Raw genomic sequence first — 24105 nt, forward strand, 5'->3', positions numbered from 1 at the left:
TTCCCTCCCGCGTCCGCGGGGCTCTGCTCCGGTCCGGGGCGCTGCGCCCCGGACATGTCGTCCGGTCTGGTGGTCTGGTGGTCTGGTGGTCTGGTGGTCCTGGTGTGCGTCGGCTCAGCCGCACGTCCGGGCGGCGGCCGGGCTCTCCCCCCGGGCCACCGCCTCGACGATGTCGCGGGCCTGGCCCAGCGTGTCCACGGGGTACACCGTCAGACCCTCGGGCACACGGCCGGCCAGCTCCTCGCAGTTCGCCGTGGGGGCGAGGAACGTCGTGGCCCCCGCCTCGGCGGCGCCGCGCACCTTCTGCGGGATCCCGCCGATGGGACCCACGACGCCGTCCCCCGTGATCGTGCCCGTTCCGGCGATCGAGGCGCCCCCCGTCATCGCCCCCGGGGTCAGCCGCTCGATCACGGTGAGCGCGAACATCAGACCCGCCGAAGGTCCGCCGATGTCCGGCACGGTCAGCTCGACGTCCACCGGGACGTCGTAGGCGGTCTCGATCAGGGCCCCCATCTGCCACGGCTGGGGCGCGCCCTCGGGGGCGGCCGCCACCGGCACCTCGAGGTCCTGCTCCACGCCGTCGCGGCGGACCGTCAGCGTGACCGGGTCGGGCCCCGCGGCCCCGACGGCGGCGCGCACGGCCTCCAGGTCGGCCACGGGCCGTCCCTCGGCGGCGATCACCTCGTCCCCGGCCCGCAGGACGCCCTCGGCGGGCCCGCCGGGCACGAGCTGCTGCACGACGAGCCGCTGGGGCACCTCGCGTCCGAGCTCGTGCAGGGCCGCGGCGGTCGCGGTCTGCTGGGAGTCCGACATGGCCGCCGAATTGGCCTCGCCGACCTCGTCGGAGGTGACGCCGGTGGGATACATCAGCTCGCGCGGGGCCACGTCCACGGCGGGGTCCGTCAGGCCGCGGCCGAGGTCGAGCAGGGAGGTGGTGCCGATGGGAGGACCCCCGACCATCACGGTGGTCATGTGCAGGGTCCCCTCACCCGGGTCCGCCTCGCCGCCCTCGACGCGCAGCACGGGTCGACCCTCGCGTTCGCCCAGCAGGTCCACGGCGGGGCCGGGGCCCTCGAGGATGTAGGGGGTGGGGGCCAGCAGTGCCAGCCCGGCGCTGCCCAGGGCGAGCCATCCGGAGAAGGGCACGCGGGCGGCGCGGGTGGTCCTCGAGGGCACTGCGCGCACGCGACACCGTCTTTCCTGGGGGTCCTGATCGGGCCGTCCTCGCCGCCGGGCACGGGCCGCGCGGCGACGGTCACACCAGTCTACGCGGGGCCGCGACCCCCGCCTGCCCCGCGCGACGCCGTGCGCCATGGGCGAACCGCGCCGCCGCGACGTCGGGAGGGCGGGCGCGCCGCGCCGACGCGGATACGCTGGAGACATGAGCAACGACGCGCGCACGCCCGGATCCGACGACGGCCGCGACCCCCTGGAGGAGATGCTGCGGCAGCTCTTCGGCGGCCAGGGCCCCGACCCGGACGAAGTCCGACGCGCCATGGAGGGCCTGGGCGGCCCCGGCGGGGTGCCCTTCGACCCGTCCCAGCTGAATCCGGCCATGATGCAGCAGGCCATGGCCCAGTTCCAGGCGATGATGAGCTCCGGCTCCGGCTCGGACGGCCCCGTGAACTGGGCTCTGGCGAAGCAGGCCGCCCGCCAGGCCGTGGCCGGCGAGGACCCGGCCGTCGGCTCGTTCGCGCGACGCGAGGTGGACGAGGCGCTGCGGCTGGCCGAGCTGTGGCTCGACGGCGTCACGCAGACCGAGCCCGTCGGCAGCGTCGGCGTGGCCTGGTCCCGTGCCGAGTGGGTCGAGGCGACCATGGACCAGTGGCGCCGGCTCACCGAGCCCGTGGCCGTCTCGATGTCCCGCGCGATGTCCGCGGCCATCGAGCAGCAGCTGCCGGGCCAGCTCCCCGAGGGCATGGACGCCTCCCTGCTCGGCGGGCTGCAGCCCATGCTGAAGAACATGGGCGGCACGATGTTCGGCCTGCAGCTCGGCGGCGCCGTGGGCGCCCTGGGCAAGGAGGTGCTCTCGGGCACGGACATCGGCCTGCCCGTCGCCGGCCACCGTCTCGCCCTCGTCCCCGTGAACATCGAGGAGTTCGGCGACGGGCTCTCGGTGCCGGACGACCAGATCCGCATCTACCTGGCCCTGCGCGAGGCCGCACGCATGCGCCTGTTCCTGCACTCGCCGTGGCTCGAGCGGGACCTGTACGCCGCCGTCGAGCAGTACGCCGCGGGCATCCGCCTGGACACCGAGGGCATCGAGCGGGCCGCGCAGTCGGTGGACCCGATGGACCCCGGCTCCCTGCAGGCCGTGTTCGACGGGGCGTCCTTCATCGCCGCCCCGGACGCCACCCAGCAGGCCGCGCTGGACCAGCTGGAGCTGCTCGTCGCCCTCGTGGAGGGCTGGGTGGACGTGGTGGTCGCCGAGGCCGCGCGCCCCCTCGAGTCGGCGGCCGCCCTGCGCGAGACCATGAACCGCCGCCGCGCCTCGGGTGGCCCGGCCGAACAGGCCTTCGCCGCCCTCGTGGGCCTCGAGCTGCGCCCGCGCCGCCTGCGCGAGGCCGCCGCGTTCTGGGAGCACGTCACGGCCGAGCACGGCACGGAGTACCGCGAGGAGATCTGGCGCCATCCCGAGCGTCAGCCCACGGCGGAGGACCTCGAGGACCCCGCCGGGTACGCCGGGCGCCGCTCCGCCGCGGACGCCAGCGCCGAGTCCCTCGACGACGAGCTGCGCAAGCTCCTCGAGGGCGGCTTCGGCGACGCGCCGCGCGAGGGCTGAGCCCCTCCCGGCACGACGGCGGCGGGCGGTCCGGCACCTCGGGTGCGGGCCGCCCGCCGTCGTGTCAGCCCGCGTCCTCGTCCTCCGCCCACCGGTCCGGCGCCGTGCGACCGCGGCCCTCGGCGAAGGTGACCCCCTCGAGGAAGGCCATCGCCTCGGCGTAGCGCGGGTACCGGTCCACGAGGCGTCGGAAGGCCGGGCCGTGTCCGGACTCCAGCAGATGGGCCAGCTCGTGGACGAGCACCGCCGCCACCACCCAGTCCGGCATGCCGCGCAGCTGCGTCGAGAGCCGGATGGTGCCGCGGGCCGGCGTGCACGAGCCCCAGCGGCGGCGCTGCCGGGCCGACCACGTGACCGCGACCGGACGGGCCCGCCCGCCCAGGTGCGCCGCCGAGAGCCGTCCCGCCCAGGCCAGGAGCGCGTCGTCGGAGCGGGCGTCGGCGGGGCGGCCGTCCGGGTCGGCCGCGGGCTGCCCCGTCCCGCCGCGTGCGCCCACCTTCGCAACCATCCGGCCGATCCACTCGCGCTCCTGCGCGGCCGAGAGCCGGGCCGGGACATTGACCTGCAGGCGGCCGTCGCGCCACGCCGCCGAGACGGTGCGGGTGCGGGCCGTGGAGCGCACGAGCCGCACGGGCGTGCCCTCCCAGTCCAGATCGATGCTCTCGCGGGCGGGACCGCGGTGGGCGGCCGGGACAGCACGGGGAGGGCGGCCGGGGGTGGGCGGGACAGGGCGCATCCGGCCATTGTCCGGCATGGGCAGCAGGCTGTGGACAATCCGGCGCGGTCCGGGAGTGCCCTGGCAGGGTGGGAGGCACCGAGCTGAGAGGAGAGCCGTGCGCACCGTCGCCGAGACCGTCACCACCGTCCCTCATGACGCCGCCGCGTCAGCGCTGGAGCCGGGGGCGTGGGCCCCGCCGACCGACGTCCATGTGGCGGGCCTCGACGCGGTGGGCGCGGCGATCGCCCACGCACTCGCGGGGGCCGGGGCGCTGCGCCTGGCCCTGTGGGATCCGCGGCCCGTCGACGCCGCGGACCTGGGGACCGGCCTGCTGCCCGGGGACCTCGGTCGGCCCCGGGCGGGTGCGCTCGCGCGCCGGCTGGGCGATGTGGCCCCCGGGCTGCGCCTCTACGCGCACCACGGCCCGGTGCCGGTGCTCGTGGGGCAGGCGACGGTGGCGGTGGGGTCCGTGCTCGACGCGGACCTGGCCGCGCACGCCCTCGCCGCCGACCACCCGCTGCTGCCGGTCACGGTGGGGCCGAGAGCGGTCACGGTCGGACCGTGGTGCGCCCCCGTGGTGCGCGGGTGCCCGCTGTGCCGATGGCCCGCGGACCCGGCGGGCGTCCCCGGTGCCCCGACGGCGCCCGGCCCGTCGGCGCACCGGGGACAGGTGGACGGGCTCGCGGCGCTGCGGGCCGCCGTGCTGACCGTGGACGCGCTGCGGACCGGACCGGCCCCCGGCGTGCTGCGGGCCGATCGGGTGACGGGACGCACGCGCCGAGTGAAGGTCCGCCCCCGGCCCGGCTGCGCCTGCGACCCGGACGCGCTCGGCTGGGCGTTCTGACGGGGGCGGCGCCGCCGGCGGAACGGGGTGCGGGCCCGCGGCTCAGGCCGTCGGGGTGCCGTGCAGCAGCTCGAGCAGCTCCGGTCCGTGCTTCTCCAGCTTGGCCTTGCCGAGGCCGGGCACCTTCAGGAGCTCTGCCGGGGTCCTCGGCATGGCCTCGGCGATGGCCACGAGGGTGGCGTCCGTGAACACCACGAACGCGGGCATCCGCATCTCGGCGGCCGTGCGGGTGCGCCAGTCGCGCAGCTCCTCGAGCACCGCCTCGTCGTAGGTGGCGGGGCAGTCCAGGCAGCGGCCGACCTTGCGCTCGGCTCCCGTCTCGAGGGGCTTGCCGCACGTGCGGCACACGGCGACCTTCGCACCCCGGCGCCGCGGCGCCGTCGGGCCGGCCGCGGATCCGCGGGCCGGGGCGTGCTCGCGGGTGCCGCCGAGGGTCGGGTCGATGGCCCACAGGAACCGGGAGGGCCGCCGGGTGGAGCGCCCGCCCGTGCCCCGCGAGAGCGTCCACGTCAGCGACAGGTGCTGGCGGGCACGCGTGATCCCCACGTAGAGCAGGCGCCGTTCCTCGTCCACCTCGGCCTGGGTCTCCGCGAAGGAGATCGGCATGAGCCCCTCGGACAGGCCCACGAGGAACACCGCATCCCACTCGAGGCCCTTGGCCGAGTGCAGCGAGGCCAGGGTGATGCCCTGCACCGTCGGCGCGTGCTGGTGCTGGGCCCGCTCGTCGAGCTCGGCCACGAGCTCGGTCAGCGTGAACTCGGCCCCGCGCGTCGTGGCGAGCTGGTCGGCGAGGTTGACGAGGGCGTGCAGGGACTCCCACCGTTCACGGGCCGCGCCGGTGGCCGACGGCGGTTCGGCGGAGTAGCCGAGCGAGGAGAGCACGTCCCGCACCCGGTCCGTGACGTCGTCGCCCGTCAGGTCCTGGGCCGCGCGGGCGGCCGCCCGCAGCTGCAGGATCCCGTCGCGCACCTCGCGCCGGGAGAAGAACCGCTCGCCGCCGCGCAGCTGGTAGCCGATCCCCGCCGAGGACAGCGCCGTCTCGAAGGCCTGGGACTGGCCGTTGGTGCGGAACAGGACGGCGATCTCGGAGGCGGGCACGCCGTCGTCGATCAGCGCCGCGATCCGGTCGGCGACCCAGCCGGCCTCGGCCTCGTCGTCGGTGCACTCCGCGAACACGAGGTCGGGGCCGGCCGGCCGCTGGGAGACGAGCTCGAGGGGGTCGGGCCAGCGCGGCATCGTGCGGTCCCGCTCCCCCGCCTTGGTGCGGTCCGCCAGCAGGCGGTTGGCCGCCTCCACGATCTGCGGGCTGGACCGGTAGTCGCGCACGAGCCGGACCACCGTGGCCGCGGGGTACCGCTCACGGAAGTCGGTGAGGAAGCGGGAGGTCGCGCCCGTGAACGAGTAGATCGTCTGGGAGGCGTCGCCGACGACGCACAGGTCGCCGCGGTCGCCGAGCCAGAGGTCGAGCAGGCGGTGCTGCAGCGGCGAGACGTCCTGGTACTCGTCCACCACGAACACGCGGTACTGGTCCCGGATCGTGGCCGCGATCTGCGGCTCGGTGGACAGGATCCCCACGAGGATCAGCAGCACGTCCTCGAAGTCGATCATGTTCCGGGCTGTCTTGGCCTCCTCGTAGCCGGTGTAGAGACGGGCGACGGTGGTGGCGGTCCAGCCGGCGGGCATCTCCCGCTCCTTCGCGGCCTCGGCGTAGCCCTCGGGGGCGTGCAGGGAGACCTTGGCCCATTCGATCTCGCCGGCGAGGTCGCGCAGTCCGGCCCGGTCCACGGTCATCCGCATGCGCTGGGCGACCTCGGTGAGCAGGCGCACCTTGTTCTCGATCAGCGAGGGCATGGGGCCGCCCACGGCCTGGGGCCAGAAGTACTGCAGCTGGCGCAGGGCAGCGGAGTGGAAGGTGCGGGCCTGGACGCCGGCCACGCCGAGGTCGCGCAGGCGGGTGCGCATCTCCGCGGCCGCACGCGCCGTGAAGGTCAGGGCGAGGGTGCGGTGCGGGTCGAAGACGCCGGAGGCGACGCCGTAGGCGATGCGGTGCGTGATGGCGCGGGTCTTGCCGGTGCCGGCGCCGGCCAGGATGCAGACGGGCCCGTGCAGGGCCGTGGCGGCCCGGCGCTGCTCCGGGTCGAGGCCGCGGAGGATCTCGTCGGGAGTGCTCATGCGGGACGAGTCCTCCTAGGTGATCAGGGTCTGCGCATCGGGCAGCGTCCCACCGTACCAATCCTCGATGAGCGCCCGCGCGATGGACACGGCCCCGGGCAGGGTGACGTCGCCCTCGCGGGCCAGACGCGCGAGCTCCTCCCGCTCGAACCAGCGCACGGAGAGGATCTCCTCGCCGTCCGGAACCGGCTCGGCGCCGGCCGGTGCCAGCGCGGTGAACCCGAGCATGAGCGAGCGCGGGAACGGCCACGGCTGGGAGCCGCGGTAGCGCGGCTGCGTCACCGTGACCCCGGACTCCTCCGCGATCTCCCGGACCACCGCGTGCTCGAGGGACTCCCCCGGCTCCACGAACCCGGCCAGGCAGGAGTACAGCCCCTCGGGCCACGCCGCGTTGCGGCCCAGCAGGATCCGCCCGGCCGGGTCGATGACGGCCACGATCACCGCCGGGTCCGTGCGCGGGAACTGCTCCCGGGAGCAGTCGCGGCAGCGACGCACCCAGCCGGCCGCCTCGACGTCCGTGACGCCGCCGCAGAACGCGCAGAAGCGGTGGGTGGCGTGCCAGTTGGCGTTCGCGACGGCGGCCACGAACAGCCCGGTGTCCGCGTCGCTGAGGGCGGCGGCCGCGTCGCGGAGGCCGACCCACACGGCGTCCGCGAGCGCGGTGGCCGCGTCCTCGGGCAGGGCCGCCGGCGGCTCGACGGCGACGGAGACCACCTCGCGCTCCCGCCCGTGCGGGCCCCGGTCCGCCGCGGTGCCGCGGCCCAGATACGCGGCCTCGGCCGGCACGGGACCGGAGGGCGCGGTGAAGACGAGCCGGCCGTCCGCGACCGGTGCGCGGCCGCCCTGCAGCCACAGGACCTCCGTCCCCTCGCGCGCCCAGGACGCCGCCAGGTGGCCCGGGTCGAGGCGGGCCACGGCACCGCGGTCCAGCTCCTCGCGGGCCAGCGGCAGGGCCAGGGGTGGTGCGACGGTGGGGTCGGACGAAGACGGGGGGCAGGAAGCCATGCGTCCAGGCTAGCGACCCGTCTCCGGTGCGCCCGGCGACGGGGGAGGGCGTTCCGCGCCTAGGCTGGAGGGGTGGATCGTCAGCCCCTTCGTCTCGCAGCCCTGGCCGCCGCGGCCGTCCCTGGCCTCGCCCCCGTCTCCGTGGAGGCGAGCCCGGACGACCCCGCGGACTTCTCGACCGCCGTCGTCGTGGACGGTGAGGGCCAGCGGTGGCGTGTCCGCTCGCCCCGCACCCCGGAGGCGGGCATCCGTCTCGAGACGGAGCTGCAGGTGCTGGCGGGCCTGACCCCGGCGGTGCGCGCCGGCCTGCCGTTCCGCACGCCCTCCGTGGCGGGCGCGGTGCGGCTCGAGGGGCTGCGCACCTTCGTCTACCAGGACATGCCCGGGCGTCCCGTCACCCTGGACGAGCTGGCCCGGCTCGGCGAGCCCGCGGTGCAGGACGTGGGCCGTGTGCTGGCCGCGATCCACACGCTGCCCTCGGACGTCGTGGACCACGCGGACCTGCCCTCCTACACGGCGGAGCAGATCCGGCAGCGCCACCTCCACGCCCTCGACCAGGCGGCCACCTCCGGCCGCGTGCCACCCCTGCTGCTGCGCCGCTGGGAGGAGGCCATGGAGGAGGAGGCCCTGTGGCGGTTCACCCCGGTGCCCGTGCACGGTGACCTGCACGAGGACAACCTGCTCCTCGAGCGCGGCCGCGTGGTGGGCGTGACGGGCTGGACGGACCTGCACGTGGGCGACCCCGCCGGCGACGTCGCCTGGCTGGCCGCCGCCACGGACCCGGACCTGGCCGACCGCGTCCTCGACGCCTACGCGGCCCGGCGGGCCGACGCGGGGGCCGCCGACGACGGCGACGCCCACCTGATGCGCCGTGCGGCGCTGCTCGCCGAGTTCGCCCTCTCCCAGTGGCTCACGCGGGGCCTGGACCGGCACGACGAGGGGATGGTCGCCGAGGCGGAGGCCATGCTGGCCGAGCTCGAGGGCGACGTGCGCGCCGCGCAGGAGGCGGCCGCGCGCCAGGCGGAGGCCGACGCGGCCGCCGACGCCGCCGAGGACGCCCGGGATGCGGCGGAGGACGCCCGGGAGGCCGCGGCCGTGAGGAGCGCGGACCCGGAGACGGGGTCGCTGCCCGCCGTCGAGGTGGTGCGGCCGATCAACGGCGGGCCAGGGCGTCCGTGATGTGACGCTCGAGCTCCTCCTCCCCCGGCAGGTCCGGGAAGGAGCGCTCCTGCCCGTGGGCCACGTACACGAAGCTGGCCCCGATCCGTTCCAGCGGGATCCCGTGCAGCCGTGACCAGGCGAGCCGGTAGACGGCCAGCTGCAGCGACTTGAGCTCGAGGTCGCGGCCCCGCGGCACGGCGCCGGTCTTCCAGTCGACGAGCTCCCAGTCGGCCTCGGGGTCGAAGGGCAGGCGGGGGTCCCCGCCGGAGCGGTAGATCGCGTCGACCCGGCCCCGCAGCGTGATCCCGCCGACCGTCGTCTCGACCGGGGCCTCGACGAAGGCCGGGGTGCGCTCCGCCCAGCGCGAGGAGCGGAACCACTCCTGCATCGGGCCGAGGTCGAGGGCCTCGTCGACCCACAGGTCCGCGGCGTCCTCGGCCGAGCCGATGTCCAGCATGCCGGTGGCCCCGAAGCGCTCCTCGAGCCACGCGTGGAACGCCGTGCCGCGTCGCGCCGCGTGCGCGGGCGGCCGGGGCAGGGGCCGGCGCAGCTGCTCGGCCACGGCCTGCGGGTCGGCGGCGAGCTCGCCGTAGAGGGACACGGAGACGTGCTCGGGCAGGGCGGTCTCCCCGCCCGTCCCGGCGACGTCCCGGCGGCGCAGCAGCACCCAGTCCACCTGGCGGGCCAGCTCCGGGTCGTCCCCGAGCGCCGCCGGGTCCGCGGCGTGCACGGCCGCGGCGGCCGCCTCCACCCCGTGCCGGCGGGCCCGGGAGCGGTGCGGCAGCGGCTGCCAGCGTTCCTCGTCCTCGGGGTCCTCCGGGTCGGCGACGAAGGCCTCCGGGCCGTCGAGCGGGTCGAAGGGCCAGCGGGCGACCAGCGTCCGGGCCGCGGCGGGGTTGGCCTCGGGCAGGTCGTCCTCGGCGGGGGCGGGGCCGAGCGCGACGCCGGGCACCTCCCCCGCCAGACCGGCCACCTCCTCGAGGAAGGCCGAGGCCGGCAGGGGCTCCTTGTTGACTCCCTTGAACAGGGAGGTGCTCAGCCACAGGGCGGATCGCGCGCGCGTGTACGCGACGTAGGCCAGGCGCCGCTCCTCGCGCTCGGCGTGGGCGGCCACGGCCACGGCATAGGGGTCCGGGTTGCCCTCCTGGGCCGCCTTGGAGCTGTACTTGGTGCCGGCCGACTGGACCCAGTCCCGCTGGTCCTGGGCCCACGAGCCGTCCCACTGCGGCAGCGACGCGCGGTCCCCGCGCAGGGGCCACGGCAGCGCGCCGGCCCCGGGGCTGGTCCAGCGGTCCGCCCGCGTGGACGGGAACGTGCCCTCCTGCAGGCCGGGGACCGCGACGACGTCCCACTCGAGCCCCTTCGAGGCGTGCGCGGTGAGCACCTGGACCAGGCCGGGGGTGGGTTCGGCGTTCTCGACGCCGAGGCCGTCCTCGTGCTCGAGGACGGACTCCGTCCAGGCCAGGAACGCCGTCAGGTCCGTCGCCGTGGTGCCGGCGCCGAAGTCGCGGGCCGCGTCCTGGAACGCGTTCAAGTGCCGCCGGGCCGCGGCCGCGGAGACGCCGGGCCGCAGGGCCACCTCGACGTCCAACCCCGTCTCACGGATCACCTCCGCGATGAGGTCGGCCGGGTCCTCCCCGGTGCGCGTGGAGAGCCGGCGCAGCTCGGCGTTGACGGCCCTCAGCCGGGCCAGGCCCTCGGGTGAGAAGCCGCGGCCGCGGGAGCCGACCCAGTCCGTCCCCTCCCCGGGCAGGGAGTCGAGGGCCTCCAGCAGGGCGGCGGCGTCGGCGTCCTCCTCGGGGCTCACGTCCCGGTCCGGGGCCGCGTCCGGGGCAGCCCCGGCGGGGTCCTCCCGCCCACCGGCGGCCCGCTGGGCCCGCAGCCGCGAGACGAACCGGGCGCGCTCCTGGAGCACCTCGAGGTCGGCCACACCGATGCGCCAGCGCGGGCCGGTGAGCAGGCGGACGAGCTGGTCGCTGCGCGTGGGGTCGGCCAGCACGTGGAGGACGGCGAGCACCTCGGCGACCTCCGGCAGCGCCAGCAGCCCGGAGAGCCCGAGCACCTCGTAGGGCAGGCCGGCGGCGTCGAGCGCGTCCAGCACGGGGCCGAACTGGGCGCGGGTGCGGCACAGGACGGCGCGGCTCGGGGTGGTCCCCCCAGGCCCGGACCCGGTGAGGGCGCCGAGGCGGGCGACGACGTCGGCGGCCTCCTCCTCCGCGGTGACGAACCGGTCCACCCGGACGACGCCCTCCCCCGCGCCCGGTCGGGGTCGCAGGGTGCGCACCTCCACCGGCGCGCCGCCCGCCGCGGCGGCGTGGGCGTTCAGCGGCGCGGCGACGGCGTTGGCGACCGCCAGGATCGACTCCTCGTTGCGCCACGCGATCGTCAGGTGCGAGACGTCCGCGTTCACACGCCGCGGGGCGCCGCCGGGACCGGTCTCCAGCCGGGGGAAGGCGTGCGGGAAGGCGAAGAGCTGTCCGGCGGAGGCGCCGCGGAAGCCGTAGATCGACTGGTGGGGGTCGCCCACCGCGGTGACGCAGTGCCCCAGCCCGGGCGCGTCGTCCTCGGGGCCGCGCGGGCCGAACAGCCCGGCGAAGATCCGCATCTGGGCGTGGGAGGTGTCCTGGAACTCGTCCAGCAGCACCACGGGGAACCGCGCGCGCTCCTGCTCGCCGGCCGCCGGCACCTCGACGGCGATGCGCGCCGCGTGGCGCAGCAGGTCGCCGAAGTCCATGACGTCCTGCTCGCGCTTGACCTCGTCGTAGCGGGCCACGAGGTCCGCCATGAGGGCGCGGTCCGCCAGGCCGGTCAGGAACTCCTGGATCTCCTTCGAGGGGGTCTTGGCGCGCGGGGGCAGCGGCAGGGCGCTCCCCTGCTCGGCCAGCCGGGCCAGGAACCCGCGCACCTCGTCCGCGGTCACCAGGTGCTCGGCCATGTCCCCGGCCAGCCGCAGGGCCTGTGTGATGAGCCGGGACGGGGCCACGCCGAGGGTGTCCGCGACCACCGGATGCGAACGCACGACGGCGCCCATGAGCCGGTGGGCGTCCGCGCCCCCCAGCAGCCGCGCCTCCGGTTCCACGCCGATCCGCAGGCCGTGGTCCCTGACGAGCGCGCCCGCGTAGGAGTGGTACGTGGACACCGAGGCGCGGCCCAGGTCCTCGGGCTCGCCGTCGAAGCCGGGGATCTCGAGGCCGGAGCGCAGCAGGGCGTCCACGCGCCCGTTGATCCGCTCGGCGAGCTCACCGGCCGCCTTCCGGGTGAACGTGACGCCGAGGACCTCGTCCGGGCGCACGAGACCGTTGGCCACGAGCCAGACCACCCGGTCGGCCATGGTGGAGGTCTTGCCGGAGCCCGCGCCGGCCAGCACCAGGCGCGGAGTGAGCGGGGCGGTGACCACCTCGGCCTGCTCCTCCGTGGGCGGGGGCAGCCGCAGCCGCGCCGCGATGTCCTCCGGCGAGTGGACCGCGTCCTCGACGCGCGGACGATCGGTCGGGGCGGCGGGATCGCCGGTCAGCGGGGCCATTCGGTGACCTGCCTTCCTTCGGAGCAGAGCGGACAGACGGAGGGCAGCGCGCACCGACGGGCGCCGGCCTCGTGGAGGGCGAGGAAGCGCGGCCCCGTGGTGCGGCGGGCCGCCGTGAACACCTGCTCGAGCGCCCAGGTGTCCTCGTCCTCGAGGGCCGGCTGGTCCTGCACCTTGGTCTTCTGGGTGCCGGCGCCGAGCTGGACGAGGGCCGCGCCGGCCGGCGTCGTGGGCCGCTCCAGCCCGGCGAGCGCGGCGCGCAGGGCGGGGTCGGTGGCGGGGTCGTCCCGGACCTGCTCCAGACCACCGGCGCGGACGGCCACCTGGTAGGCGGCCAGCTGGGGCTGGCGCGCCATCTCCGCACCGGTGGGCGCGCTGCGGCCGGTCTTGAGGTCGGCGATGAAGGGTCGGCCCTGCGCGTCCGCCTCGAGCCGGTCCACGACGCCGGTGATCCGGACGGTGGTCCCGCCCCACGTCAGGTCCGCGAGGAGCCGCACCTCCTGGGCCACGGGCCGACGCCCGGCCGCCCGGGCGATGCTCCAGTAGCCGATGTAGGCGTCCACCAGGCCACGGGCCCGGTCGTGCTCGATCTCCGTGATCCAGCCCTCCGGCAGGCCGAGTTCGGGCAGGCGGCGTTCCAGCTCGGCACGCACGTCCTCGGGCACGCCCTCGGGATGGTGCTCGGCCACCGAGTGCACGAGCGTGCCCACGGACTGGGCGAGGGTCCCGCCCGCGTTCGCGCCGACGTGGTACAGCACCCAGTCCAACGGATTGCGCAGGGCCGTCTCCACGCGGGAGGGCGAGAGCGCGACGACCTCGCGCTCCGGGTCGACGAGCGCGGCCTCGGTGGACAGCGGCAGCAGGCCCCACCAGCGTCGGGGGTCCGCGACGCCCACGCCGTCCGCGGCGAGGACCGCCAGGCCGGCGGCCGCCGCCGCCCGGGGTGTCGCCCCGTCGGCCGCGTCCGCCTCGTCCCCGGCCTCCAGGACGCGGCGCAGCCGGCCGACGAGCGCGGGCGCCGTGATCGGGTCGGGGACCGCGGTGAGCCGCCGGACGCCGGCGGCGTCGCGCGCCTCGGCGGGCAGCCGTTCGGGCGGGTCCACCAGGTCGAGGAAGTCGGAGGGGCCCTCATCCGGCGAGCGGACGGCCGTGACGACCACCTGACGCCGTGCCCGGGAGACCGCGGCCGCGAGCATGCGCAGCTCGTCCTGACGCACCTCGCGCAGCCGGGTGCGGTGATCCGTGGGCCACGGGGCGTCCGCGGGCAGGGTCACGAGGTCCACGAGGTCGGTGGCGCCGAGCAGCTGGCCGCGCAGCCGGGTGTTCGGCCACACGCCCTCCTGCAGGCCCACGACGATCACCGTGTCCCACTCCTGGCCGGCCGCCGCGGCGGGGGTGCGCACGTGCACGGCGTCACCGGACTCGGCACGGCGGGCCAGGGTGTCCACGGGCAGGTCCTGGGACTCCATGTAGACGGCGAACGACTCGGGCGACGCGCCCGGGAACTGGTCCACGAAGCGCTCGGCCACCTTGAACAGGGCGACGACGGCGTCGAGGTCCGCGTCCGCCCGGCGGGACTCGCGGCGGTCGTTCGCGTGCTCGGCGGGCCGCAGCGCGAGCGAACGCCACCGCTCGGCCCGACCGGAGGCGGACCACAGCGCCCACAGCACGGTCTCGGGCGAGGCCGAGGGGGCGCGGGCGGCCTCCAGGCCGTCCCGGAGCATCCAGTGGACGCGGCGCAGGGCGCGGTGCCGCTCGTGCTCGGGGCCGGCCAGGCTCGGGTCCAGCAGGGCCGCGGCGAGCAGCGCGTCCGAGGTGCGCCGGCCGCCCCGGCCCCGCTCGGCGGCCAGCAGGTCCTGGCGCAGCCGCCGCACGTGCAGCGCGCTGGCCATCCCGTACCGGCCGGTGAGCAGTCCCACGACCTCGTCCGGGTCGAGCACGTCCTCGACCCGGGCCTCCGGATCCTCCGCGAGCGCCCCCGCCGCGTCCACCAGCGTGAGCAGGGGCGCGACGGCGGGCTCCTCCTTCAGCACGAGCCCGGCGGCGTCGCGCAGCACGGGGACGCCCTCGGCCTCCAGGTGGCGGGCGAGCGCGGCCACACGGGAGCCGGAGCGGGCGACCACGAGGATCCGGTCCAGGGGCACCCCGTCCTCGTGGTGGACCCGCAGCACCCGTTCGAGGACGAGCTGGTCCTCGTGGGCGCGGGTGGGCACGACGTGCGCGCGGACGGCGCCGTCACCGTCCGCCGGGACGGTCTCGGTCCGGGTCCGTTCGACGCCGGCGGTGCGCTGGCGGACCCGGCGGGCCACGCGCAGGTAGGCGTCCTGGACCTCGGCGCGCATGCGGTGCCCGCGCGTCAGCACCCGGACGCGCCCGTCCGGGGACGCGGGCGGGGCGGCCCCCGGCACGGGATCGGGGTCGAGGACCCCGGGGTACCGGGCGAGGAGGTCGGGCCGGGCGCCGCGGAAGCCCTCCACGGTGGTGTCCGGCGACGCGGTGAGCAGCACGTCCCGCCCGCGTCCGAGCACGGTGAGCAGGTCGTGCACGGCGGGGGTGGCCTCGTGGAGGTCCTCGACCACGAGCACGGCCAGGCGGTCCCGCTCCGCCGCCACGAACGCCTGCGCCGCGGCGTCGCGCTCCGGGTCCTCGGGATGCCGCTCGGTGAGCACGCGGACGGCGGCGGACAGCAGCCCGGCGGCGTCGAACGCCTCGGCCATGCCCAGGTCGATCCGGTCCCGGTAGTCCTGCAGCAGCACGGCCGCGGCCTCCCACTCGGGGCGCCCGTGGGCGGTGCCGAGCTCCTGCAGGCGGCCCGGCTCGAGGCCGAGCTCGCTCATGCGGTCCACGAGCTCGCGGACCTCGCGGCGGAATCCCCGCGCCTCCACGGCGGGGGCGACGTCGGCCGGCCAGTCCGGCGCGGCGGCGAGGCCGGCGGCGTAGCCCTCGAGCAGCTCGGCGATGACCGTGTCCTGCTCGGCACCGGTGAGCAGCCGGGGGGCGACCTCCAGATGCCTCAGCGGTCCCGTGACGCGGGCACGGCGCAGCAGGTCGAACGCGTAGGAGGACCAGGTCCGCACGGGGGTGACGGCGCGGGTGCCCCGACCGGCGGCGGCGAGCCGGCGGGTCAGCGCGTCGCGCAGCCGCGCCGCCGCATCCCGGCTCGGGGCCAGCAGCAGGAGGGACTCGGGGTCCAGCCCCGCCTCGATCCGGCGGGCCGCGTACTCGACCGCCACGGTGGTGCGCCCCGTGCCGGGGGCGCCCAGCACGAGCACGGCGTTGTGCCCGGGGGCGAGCGAGGCGATCGCCTCCTGCTCGTCCGTCAGCGTGATCCGGTCCTCGGGCGCGGCGGCCGTGCGCACCAGCCGAGCGGCCCGTTCCGGCGCCGCCGCGTCGTCGTCGAAGGGGTCCACCCCGTGTTCCCTGGTCATGGCCTCATCCTCGCACCGGGCCCGGACACGATACGGTCGGCGATCGCACGGATCGCCCGCGCGGCGCCGTCGTCGGGCTCCCAGCGGGCCCGGGGCAGGTCCACGCGCCCGGCCGGGGTGCGGGGCATGGCCTCGCGTTCGTGCTCGACGGCGGCCCGCGCGGCCAGCTCCGGAGGCAGCGAGCCGTCGGCCCGGACCACCCGCCACCACGGCGTGCCGGGGCTCGATTCGGCCATCGCCCGGCCGGCCTGCCGCGGACCGCCGACCCCCAGCAGGCCGGCCAGCCCCCCGTAGCTGACGGCGCGTCCGGGCGGGACCAGACGGGCGAGCGCCTCGAGCCCCTCGCCGAGGGTGAGCGGTCCGTCGTCGCGGTGGCGGGCGCCGGGGAGCACAGGGTGATCGGTCACGACCCCATCCTGTCGTGTCCGCCGCTCCGGGTAGCGTGAGGCGCGTGACTTGGCATGAGAGCATCCGCGCCGGCTTCGACCTCGAGACCACCGGACGTGATCCGCGCACCGCGCTGATCGTGACCGCCACCCTGGTGATGGTGGACGAGCAGGGCCGCGCCGCGTCGTCGGCCGAGTGGCTCGTGGACCCGGGCGTGCCCATCCCGGCCGAGGCGGCCGAGGTCCACGGCGTCACCACGGAGCGGGCGCAGGCGGAGGGCATGCCCGCCGCGCAGGGTGTCACGGAGATCACCGAGACCCTGCGGGACCTGTTCGCCGCGGGCATCCCCGTGGTGGCGTTCAACGGCGTGTACGACTTCACGGTGATGGACCGGGAGGCGCGCCACCACGGGCTGACGCCGCTCGAGGCCCGCCCCGTGATCGACCCGTTCGTGCTGGACAAGCAGGTGGACCGGTTCCGCAAGGGCAAGCGCACGCTCTCCGCGGTGTCCGAGCACTACGGGGTGACCCTGGAGAACGCGCACACCTCCGCGGCGGACGCCCTCGCCGCCGTCCAGGTGGCCGACGCCCTGGCCGCCCGGTACGAGCAGCTGCGCGTCGCGCCGGTGGACCTGCACGAGCGGCAGGTCCGCTGGAAGGCCGAGCAGGCGGAGAGCTTCGAGCAGTACCTGCGACGCAAGGACCCGCAGGCCACCGTCTCGCGCCACTGGCCGGTCGAGGCCGAGCGCTGAGCGCCCGGCCCCGACCCGCACCCGGGTCTCAGCCCTGGGGCGTCGCCGCCGCGGCCGCCTTCGCCGCGGCCGGCAGCGCGTCGAGCACCCGGGTGACCGCCGCGTCGTCGTGGGCGGCGGAGACGAACCAGGCCTCGAACACGGACGGCGGCAGGTACACGCCGGAGGCCAGCAGCGACTGGAAGAACGGGGCGTAGCGGAAGACCTCCTGGCCCTGGGCGTCCCGGTAGTCCCGCACGCCGGTGCCGGAGGTGCCGAACGCCAGGGAGAACAGGGTGCCGGCCCGCTGGATCGAGTGGTCCAAGCCCTCGGCGTCGAGCGCGGCCACGAGGCCCTCGCGCACGGCGTCCGAGGCGCGCGTCACGGCCGCGTAGACGGCCTCGTCGGCGCGGGAGAGCGTGGCGTGGCCGGCGGCCATGGCCACCGGATTCCCGGAGAGGGTGCCGGCCTGGTACACGGGGCCGAGCGGGGCCAGGTGGTCCATGATCTCGGCGGAGCCGCCCAGGGCGGCCGCGGGCATGCCGCCGCCGATCACCTTGCCGAAGCACCAGACGTCCGGGGTCCAGCCCTCGGGCTGTCCGGACAGGCCCCAGCCGCCCGTGGCGGTGGCGCGGAAGCCGGTGAGCACCTCGTCCCAGATCAGCAGCGCGCCGTGGCGGCGGGTGATCTCGCGCAGGAACGCGTTGAAGCCCTCGGCGGGCTCCACGACGCCCATGTTGCAGGGCACGGCCTCCGTGATGAGCGCGGCGATGCGCTCGCCGTGCTCGGCGAACACGGCCTCGACGGCGGCGCGGTCGTTGTAGTCCACCACGAGGGTCTCGGAGGCGGCGGCCTCGGTGACGCCCGCGGAGCCGGGCAGGGCGGCGGTCGCCACGCCCGAGCCGGCCGCGGCCAGCAGGCCGTCCGAGTGGCCGTGGTAGCAGCCGGCGAACTTCACGATCAGGTTGCGGCCGGTCACGCCGCGGGCCAGGCGCAGGGCCGTCATGGTGGCCTCGGTGCCGGTGGACACGAAGCGCACGCGCTCGACCGGGACCTTGGAGGCGATCAGCTCGGCCAGCGCGGTCTCCTCCAGCGTGGAGGTGCCGAAGCCGAGGCCGCGGTCCACGGCGGCGTGCACGGCCTCGACGACCTCGGGGTGCTGGTGGCCCAGCAGCATGGGGCCCCACGAGCAGACCAGGTCCACGTACTCGTTGCCCTCGACGTCGGTCAGGTACGGGCCGCGTGCGCCGGCCATGAACCGGGGCGTGCCGCCCACCGAGCCGAAGGCGCGCACGGGTGAGTCGACGCCGCCGGGGATGACGGCCTGGGCCGCGGCGAAGGCGGCGGCGTTGGTGGTCGGCTGGGACGCGGTCACAGGGACCCCTCCTTCATCCAGCGGCCGAGCTCGGCCGCCCAGTAGGTGAGCACGGAGTCGGCGCCGGCGCGCCGGATGGAGAGCACGGACTCGACGATCGAGGCCTTCCGGTCGATCCAGCCGTGCGCGGCGGCGGCCTCGATCATCGCGTACTCCCCCGAGATCTGGTACGCGGAGACGGGCACGTCCGCCATGTCCGCCACGTCGCGCACGATGTCCAGGTAGCTCATCGCGGGCTTGACCATCACCATGTCCGCGCCCTCCTCGAGGTCGAGGGCGACCTCGAGCAGGGCCTCGCTCCGGTTGGCGGCGTCCATCTGGTAGGTCTTGCGGTCGCCCGTGAGCTGGGAGTCGACGGCGTCGCGGAACGGCCCGTAGAACGCCGAGGAGTACTTCGCGGCGTAGGCGAGGATCGCGGTCTCGTGGTGGCCGGCGCCCTCGAGGGCCTCCCGGATCACGCGGACCTGGCCGTCCATCATCCCGGAGGGGCCGAGCACGTCCGCACCGGCCTCGGCCTGCGCGACGCCCATCCGGGCGTAGATCTCCAGCGTCGCGTCGTTGTCCACGGCGCCCTCGGCGGTGAGCACGCCGCAGTGGCCGTGGTCGGTGAACTCGTCCAGGCACAGGTCGGACATCACGACGAGCCCGTCCCCCACCTCCGCCTTCACGTCCCGGATGGCCCGGTTCAGGACGCCGTCCGGGTCCAGGGCGGCGCTGCCGACGGCGTCGCGCGTGGTCGGCACGCCGAACAGCATGATGCCGCCCAGGCCCAGCTCGGCGGCCTCGGCCGCGGCGGCCTTGAGCGAGTCCGCGGTGTGCTGCACGACGCCCGGCATCGAGGCGATCGGCACGGGCTCGGCGGCGCCCTCCTTGATGAAGGCCGGCAGGATCAGCTCGGCGGGGTGCAGGCGCGTCTCGGCGGCGAGGCGGCGCATCGCGGCGGACCGGCGCAGACGCCGGGGACGGTGCAGCGGGAAGGACATGACGGGGTCACACGCTCCTGGTTCGGGGACCCGTCCAGTCTAGGCGCGGAGGCTGACCGCGCGCCGGGTACAGTCATGGCGCCCCGTTCGCCGTCGAGAGGCCCGTGATGCCCCCGCGCCTGCGCCCCGGTCAGACCCTGCTGCTGGCCTCGCTCGTCTTCGGCCTGTTCTTCGGCGCCGGCAACCTGATCTTCCCCGCCGGCCTGGGCCGGGATGCGGGCGCCGCGGTCACGCCGGCCACGCTCGGCTTCCTCGTCACGGCGGTGGGGCTGCCGGTCCTGGGCATCGTCGCCTCGGCGGTGACGGGGGCGCGCTCGGTCCGTGAGATGACGGCGCCCGTCTCCCGGCGCTTCGCCGTGGCGTTCACGTGCCTGCTGTACCTGACGATCGGCCCCCTCTTCGCCATCCCCCGCACCGCCACGGTGTCCTATGAGATCGGTGTCGCGCCCCTGGCGGGCGACGGCGGCCTGCGGCTGCTCGGCTTCACGGCGGCGTTCTTCGCGGTCGCCGCGGTGGCGGCGTTCCGTCCGGGCCGGCTCATGGAGTGGGTGGGGCGCTACCTGACCCCGGCGTTCCTGGTCCTGCTCGGCGCCCTGATGGCGGCCGCCGTCGTGGCCCCGATGAGCACGGGCGCCCTGCCCTCGCCGACCCCCGCCTACGCCGACGGGGCGCTCGTGCGGGGCCTGCTGGACGGCTACAACACCATGGACGCGCTCGCCTCGCTCGCCTTCGCGGTCGTGATCGTCGACGCCGCCCGGCGCCTGGGCGTGACGGGCCCGCGCCGCATGGCGGTGGAGCTGGGCAAGGCGGGGCTGCTCGGCGGTGCGGCGATGGCGGTGGTCTACGCCTCCCTGGCGTACGTCGGCGCCACGAGCCACGGCGCGTTCGCGCAGGCCGCGAACGGCGGCGACGTCCTCGCCCGCAGCGCGAGCCACTTCTTCGGCGCGGCGGGCGTGTACCTCATCGCGGCCATCGTCGTCGTCGCGTGCCTGAAGACCTGCATCGGACTGATCGTGGCGTGCACCGAGATGTTCGCGGAGATGTTCCCCGGGTCCTACCGGCTGTGGGCGAGCCTCTTCCTCGTCGTGTCCTTCGCGCTCGCCAACCTGGGCCTGGAGGCGATCATCGCCTGGTCCGTCCCGGTGCTGATGTTCCTCTACCCGATCGCCGTCGTCGTCATCCTGCTCGGTCTCGCCTGGGCCTGGGTGCGGGACCACCCGGCGGTGGCCCGCTGGGTGGTCGCCTGCACGGGGCTCGCCGCCTTCTTCGACCTGCTGGGCGCCCTGCCGGAGGCGCTCGCGACGACGCCGCCCGTCACCGCCCTGACGGGCCTGGCCGGCCGGGTGCTGCCCGGCTACGCGGTCGGCTTCGGCTGGGTGGTCCCGGCGCTCGTCGGGCTGGTCGTCGGCACAGTGGCCGCCGCCTCGCGGCCCCGCCCCCGCCGGGGCGAGCGGGAGGCGATCCCGGTCACCGCCGGCCACGGGCGCACCGCCGCCGACTAGGGTGGGACACATGCCCGAACCCACCCCCGCATCCCTGCGCATCGCCGTCCTGATGGACAGCGACAACGTCTCCCCCAAGTTCGCCCCCCTGATCCTCGAGGAGCTCGCCACCTACGGCACCCCCACGATCAAGCGCGCGTACGGCGACTGGACCACGACCAACCTCAACGGCTGGAAGAAGGCGCTGAACCACCACGCGATCCAGCCGGTCCAGCAGTTCGCCTACACCGTGGGCAAGAACTCCTCGGACTCCGCGCTCATCATCGACGCGATGGACCTGCTCTGGATGGGCAACGTGGACGCGTTCGCCCTCGTCTCCTCCGACTCCGACTTCACGCGCCTGGCCACCCGCCTGCGCGAGGGCGGCAAGCGCGTGATCGGCCTGGGCGCCCGCAAGACCCCCGCCTCCCTGCGCAACGCCGTGGACCAGTTCATCTACCTCGAGCTGCTCGGCACCGCCACGGACCACGACGTCGACGACGACGAGACCGGCGAGGACGCCCCCGCCAAGGAGGAGAACGCCAAGGCGTCCGAGGGCTCCGGCCGCTCGGGGTCCCGCCGCGGTGGTCGAGGCCGCGGTCGCGGGGCCAAGACCACCGACGCCACCGACACCCCCGAGGCCACCGACGCGGACGCCGAGGCCCCCATTGCCGACGAGGCCCCTGCTGCCGACGAGGCCCCCGCTGCCGACGAGGCGCCCGCCGGGGACGCCGCCGCCGGCAAGGACGGGAAGGCCGCGGAGGCGAAGTCCGGGGCCGGTCGGCGGGGCCGCCGTGCGTCGTCGTCGGACGTCACCGAGGACCCGACCCCGCCCGAGGTGCCGGTCGAGGCCGAGCCCGAGCACGACGAGGCCGACGCCGCCCCGCGCATCGACCTGCAGGCCGCGCTCACCAAGGCCGTCAACGCCACGAGCACCGACGACGGCTGGGCCACGCTGTCCCTGATCGGCCAACACCTGAGCCGCACCCACGTGGACTTCGACCCGCGCGACTTCGGACACTCCAAGCTCTCCACCCTCGTGGAGGACCAGCCGTACCTGCGCACCCGCACCGAGGGCCGGACCATGGAGGTCTCGCTGGTCCGCCGCCGCAGCCGCCGCGCCGAGGGCTGAGCGGCACGGCCCGTCGTCCCCCGCGGCCGGCGGGCCGGTCCACCGGCCGTTCACCCGCCGGCCACCCGCCCACCACGCCCGTTCGGTAGGCTCCCCGGCATGGGGAACACTCTGGACTTCCTGCGCGGCGTCGACCGCCTGCACGCCTTCTACACGGAGAACGTGCGCATGCTCGCGCACGCGTACGACCTGACGGATGAGGAAGCCTCGGAGCTGCTCGCCAACACGGGCTTCACCAACGTCTCGGTCGCCATCCTGCGCGGCCCGCGGGTGGACATCATGGCCGCCGCCACCGGCGTGCCGCAGGACGAGAGGCACGACGCCGGCCCGGCGCCGACGGAGGACGACGCGCCCGACCCGGACGGCGGCCGCCCCGACTGAGCCTCGCCTCGAGTGCGGACGGGCGGCTCAGGCCGCAGCGCGCAGCACGGCCAGCACTCCGGCCGCATCCGGCGTGGGGGCCGTCCCGAGCAGGGGCAGACCCCGCCGCGCGCATGTGTCCCGGGTCGGCGCGCCGATCGCCACGAGCCGCACCCGCTCCCCCACCAGCGGCGTCAGACCCGCGGCCACGAACTCCTCCGCCGCGGACGAGCTGGTGAGCACCACGGCGGTCCCCGCCGCGACCGCGGCCAGCCGCGCGGGCGTCACGACGTCCCCCCGGCCCTCGTCCGCCGCCCCGTCGAGCAGCCGCCTGCCGGCCTGCGCCGGATACGGCACCGTCCGGTAGGCGAGCCCGGTCCGCACGTCCCAGCCCGCCGCGCGCAGGCCGTCGGCGAGGCGGGACCGGGCCCGATCGGACTGGGGCAGCCACGCGCGGGCGCCGCGGGGATGCAGGGCGGCGAGTCCGGCGATCAGGCCCTCGGCGGAGCGGTCCTCGGGCGGCAGCCACGGCGCCGCGTCGCAGCCCGCCTCGGTCAGCACCCGTGCCGTGCCCGGTCCGGTGACCGCGATCCGCGCGCCCGCCGGGACATGGCCGTCCCAGCCGACGGCCCTGAGCGCGCGCACGGTGTTGGGGCTCGTCACCACGAGCCAGCGGGACCCGTCCGAGCGCACCGGCCCGGCCGCATCACCGTCGGCCCCCGCCCAGTCCGCGAGCAGCGCGCGCAGGGGGCCGTCGTCGTCGGGCAGTGCGAAGTCGGTCAGCGGCAGGAAGCCGACCCGCAGCCGCCGCCCCGCCACCTCGGTGCCGGCGAGACCGGCCTCGAGGTCGCCGGCCTGGGCCGGCTGGCGGGTGAGCAGGACGCGCATCTCAGGCCGGGTCGTCGGGGCGCGGGGCGCCGTCGCCCCGGTCCACCCCGCGCACCGTGCCGGGCAGCAGGTCGGCGCCCTCGGCCACGAACTGCTCGGCCACGTGCACGCCGAGTGCCTCCGCGGCCACGAACAGGGTGTCCTCGAGCCACTCGTCGCCGGCCGCCGGGTCGCCGGCCACGTCGGTCGGCACCGGGTCGAGCTGCACGGACGAGGTCCGGCGCAGCACGCGCGAGCCGTCGAGGGCGGCCACCATCGCGGTCATCTCGATGCGCGGCGCGCCGGCCTCGCCGTCGGTCACGCGGGCCACGGCCCCGATCGGCGCGGCGCAGCCGGCCTCGAGGCGGCGCAGCAGGGCCCGCTCGGCGGTGACCGCCACGTGGGTGTCCCGATCGTCGACCAGCTCGAGGGCGGCGTGCAGCCTCCCGACCGGCGCCTCGGGGTCCAGGAGCGCCCGACCGAGGAAGGACTCGTCCTCGGCCCGGATCTCCACGGCCAGGGCGCCCTGCCCGGGGGCGGGCACCATGACCTCCGGGTCGATCCGCTCGGTGATCACGTGGTCCAGGCCGAGCCGGTTGAGCCCGGCACAGGCCAGGATCACGGCGTCGAGGTCACCGCGGGGCGAACCCGCGGCGGCCGGGGCGTGATCGTCGTGCTGCTCCAGCCCGGGCACGCGGGCCAGGCGGGTCTGCACGTTGCCGCGGATGTCCACCAGCTCCAGATCCGGGCGCAGCGCCTTGAGCTGGGCCACGCGGCGCGGCGAGCCCGTGCCCACCCGGGCGCCCTCGGGCAGGGTCGCCAGGGTGAGGCCGTCGCGGGCGCACAGGGCGTCCCGCAGGTCGGCCCGGGCCGGCACCGCGGCGATCTCGAGGGTCTCCGGCTGGGCGGCCGGCAGGTCCTTGAGCGAGTGCACCGCCGCGTCCACGACGCCGTCGAGCACGGCGGCCCGCAGCGCCGAGGCGAACACGCCGGTGCCGCCCAGCGAGGCCAGCGAGCCGGTGGTGACGTCGCCCTCGGTGCGGATCACCACCAGCTCGTGGGCCAGGCCGGAGCGCTCCGTGAGCGTCTCGGCCACGTGGCTGGTCTGCGTGGTCGCCAGGGCGGAGCCCCGGGTGCCAATGCGCAGGGGGGTCACG

At 76.4% G+C, this 24105-nt stretch carries 18 protein-coding genes; 7 read left to right on the forward strand and 11 right to left on the reverse strand.

The genetic code is table 11. The annotated features are described in order from the left end of the window. Positions 1–114 precede the first annotated feature (114 nt). Positions 115–1185: a PDZ domain-containing protein gene (locus B1A86_RS07540; RefSeq protein ID WP_236601343.1), complete on the reverse strand. Its 1071-nt coding sequence runs from the start codon at positions 1183–1185 to the stop codon at positions 115–117. A gap of 196 nt (positions 1186–1381) precedes the next feature. Here B1A86_RS07540 and B1A86_RS07545 point away from each other — a divergent pair, with 196 nt between their 5' ends. Beyond that, positions 1382–2782: a zinc-dependent metalloprotease gene (locus B1A86_RS07545; RefSeq protein ID WP_044659760.1), complete on the forward strand. Its 1401-nt coding sequence runs from the start codon at positions 1382–1384 to the stop codon at positions 2780–2782. A 64-nt stretch (positions 2783–2846) separates the two neighbouring features. Here the strand turns inward: B1A86_RS07545 and B1A86_RS07550 are convergent, their stop codons facing one another. Continuing rightward, positions 2847–3518, reverse strand: coding sequence for a M48 family metallopeptidase (locus B1A86_RS07550; protein WP_078025608.1), 672 nt, complete (start codon positions 3516–3518; stop codon positions 2847–2849). A 97-nt stretch (positions 3519–3615) separates the two neighbouring features. Here B1A86_RS07550 and B1A86_RS07555 point away from each other — a divergent pair, with 97 nt between their 5' ends. Continuing rightward, on the forward strand, positions 3616–4344 hold the full coding sequence (locus tag B1A86_RS07555; RefSeq protein WP_078025607.1) for a ThiF family adenylyltransferase: 729 nt from the start codon (positions 3616–3618) through the stop codon (positions 4342–4344). A 42-nt stretch (positions 4345–4386) separates the two neighbouring features. On the opposite strand, the gene B1A86_RS07560 is transcribed toward B1A86_RS07555, so the two are convergent. Then, complete coding sequence (locus tag B1A86_RS07560; RefSeq protein ID WP_078025606.1) at positions 4387–6516, reverse strand: ATP-dependent DNA helicase UvrD2; 2130 nt, start codon at positions 6514–6516, stop codon at positions 4387–4389. Between the two features lie 15 nt (positions 6517–6531). Then, a complete protein-coding gene (gene nudC / locus B1A86_RS07565; protein WP_078025605.1) occupies positions 6532–7521 on the reverse strand; it encodes an NAD(+) diphosphatase in 990 nt (329 codons plus the stop codon). A 72-nt stretch (positions 7522–7593) separates the two neighbouring features. On the opposite strand from nudC, the gene B1A86_RS07570 reads away from it, so the two are divergent. Then, positions 7594–8700: a macrolide 2'-phosphotransferase gene (locus B1A86_RS07570; protein WP_036339271.1), complete on the forward strand. Its 1107-nt coding sequence runs from the start codon at positions 7594–7596 to the stop codon at positions 8698–8700. Here the strand turns inward: B1A86_RS07570 and B1A86_RS07575 are convergent. The 3 genes from B1A86_RS07575 to B1A86_RS07585 are packed head-to-tail and all read right to left on the reverse strand — an operon-like array spanning position 8675 to position 16040. Next, the gene (locus B1A86_RS07575) at positions 8675–12205 is read right to left on the reverse strand and encodes an ATP-dependent DNA helicase (RefSeq protein ID WP_036339269.1); all 3531 of its coding nucleotides are present in this window, start codon (positions 12203–12205) and stop codon (positions 8675–8677) included. The genes B1A86_RS07570 and B1A86_RS07575 overlap by 26 nt on opposite strands. After that, positions 12193–15633: an ATP-dependent DNA helicase gene (locus B1A86_RS07580; RefSeq protein ID WP_078025604.1), complete on the reverse strand. Its 3441-nt coding sequence runs from the start codon at positions 15631–15633 to the stop codon at positions 12193–12195. Before B1A86_RS07580 ends, B1A86_RS07575 begins: the two co-directional genes overlap by 13 nt. After that, the gene (locus tag B1A86_RS07585; protein ID WP_036314337.1) at positions 15630–16040 is read right to left on the reverse strand and encodes an MGMT family protein; all 411 of its coding nucleotides are present in this window, start codon (positions 16038–16040) and stop codon (positions 15630–15632) included. Before B1A86_RS07585 ends, B1A86_RS07580 begins: the two co-directional genes overlap by 4 nt. Before the next feature lie 44 nt (positions 16041–16084). Here B1A86_RS07585 and B1A86_RS07590 point away from each other — a divergent pair, with 44 nt between their 5' ends. Next, positions 16085–16771 (forward strand): 3'-5' exonuclease, encoded by a 687-nt coding sequence (locus B1A86_RS07590; RefSeq protein WP_036314335.1) that lies wholly within the window; start codon positions 16085–16087, stop codon positions 16769–16771. 28 nt (positions 16772–16799) lie between these two features. Here the strand turns inward: B1A86_RS07590 and hemL are convergent, their stop codons facing one another. Beyond that, positions 16800–18125, reverse strand: coding sequence for a glutamate-1-semialdehyde 2,1-aminomutase (hemL, locus tag B1A86_RS07595; RefSeq protein ID WP_078025603.1), 1326 nt, complete (start codon positions 18123–18125; stop codon positions 16800–16802). Beyond that, the gene (hemB, locus tag B1A86_RS07600) at positions 18122–19108 is read right to left on the reverse strand and encodes a porphobilinogen synthase (protein WP_036314332.1); all 987 of its coding nucleotides are present in this window, start codon (positions 19106–19108) and stop codon (positions 18122–18124) included. Before hemB ends, hemL begins: the two co-directional genes overlap by 4 nt. Before the next feature lie 107 nt (positions 19109–19215). On the opposite strand from hemB, the gene brnQ reads away from it, so the two are divergent. From brnQ to B1A86_RS07615, 3 genes are all read left to right on the forward strand, one after another. Beyond that, positions 19216–20610 (forward strand): branched-chain amino acid transport system II carrier protein, encoded by a 1395-nt coding sequence (gene brnQ / locus B1A86_RS07605; RefSeq protein ID WP_036314330.1) that lies wholly within the window; start codon positions 19216–19218, stop codon positions 20608–20610. Between the two features lie 10 nt (positions 20611–20620). After that, positions 20621–21721 carry an NYN domain-containing protein gene (locus B1A86_RS07610; RefSeq protein WP_036314328.1) on the forward strand — a complete coding sequence of 367 codons (1101 nt, stop codon included), beginning with the start codon at positions 20621–20623 and terminating at the stop codon, positions 21719–21721. A 99-nt stretch (positions 21722–21820) separates the two neighbouring features. Then, positions 21821–22102, forward strand: a complete 282-nt coding sequence (locus B1A86_RS07615; RefSeq protein WP_036314326.1) for a hypothetical protein — start codon at positions 21821–21823, stop codon at positions 22100–22102. A 27-nt stretch (positions 22103–22129) separates the two neighbouring features. Here B1A86_RS07615 and B1A86_RS07620 read toward each other — a convergent pair whose 3' ends face one another. Together B1A86_RS07620 and hemC are read right to left on the reverse strand one after the other, a co-directional pair. After that, positions 22130–22969, reverse strand: coding sequence for a uroporphyrinogen-III synthase (locus B1A86_RS07620; RefSeq protein WP_036314324.1), 840 nt, complete (start codon positions 22967–22969; stop codon positions 22130–22132). A 1-nt stretch (position 22970) separates the two neighbouring features. After that, positions 22971–24104: a hydroxymethylbilane synthase gene (gene hemC / locus B1A86_RS07625; protein ID WP_036314322.1), complete on the reverse strand. Its 1134-nt coding sequence runs from the start codon at positions 24102–24104 to the stop codon at positions 22971–22973. Position 24105: the final 1 nt, after the last annotated feature.

The organism is Micrococcus sp. KBS0714, from assembly GCF_002008305.4.
Lineage (GTDB): Bacteria > Actinomycetota > Actinomycetes > Actinomycetales > Micrococcaceae > Micrococcus > Micrococcus luteus.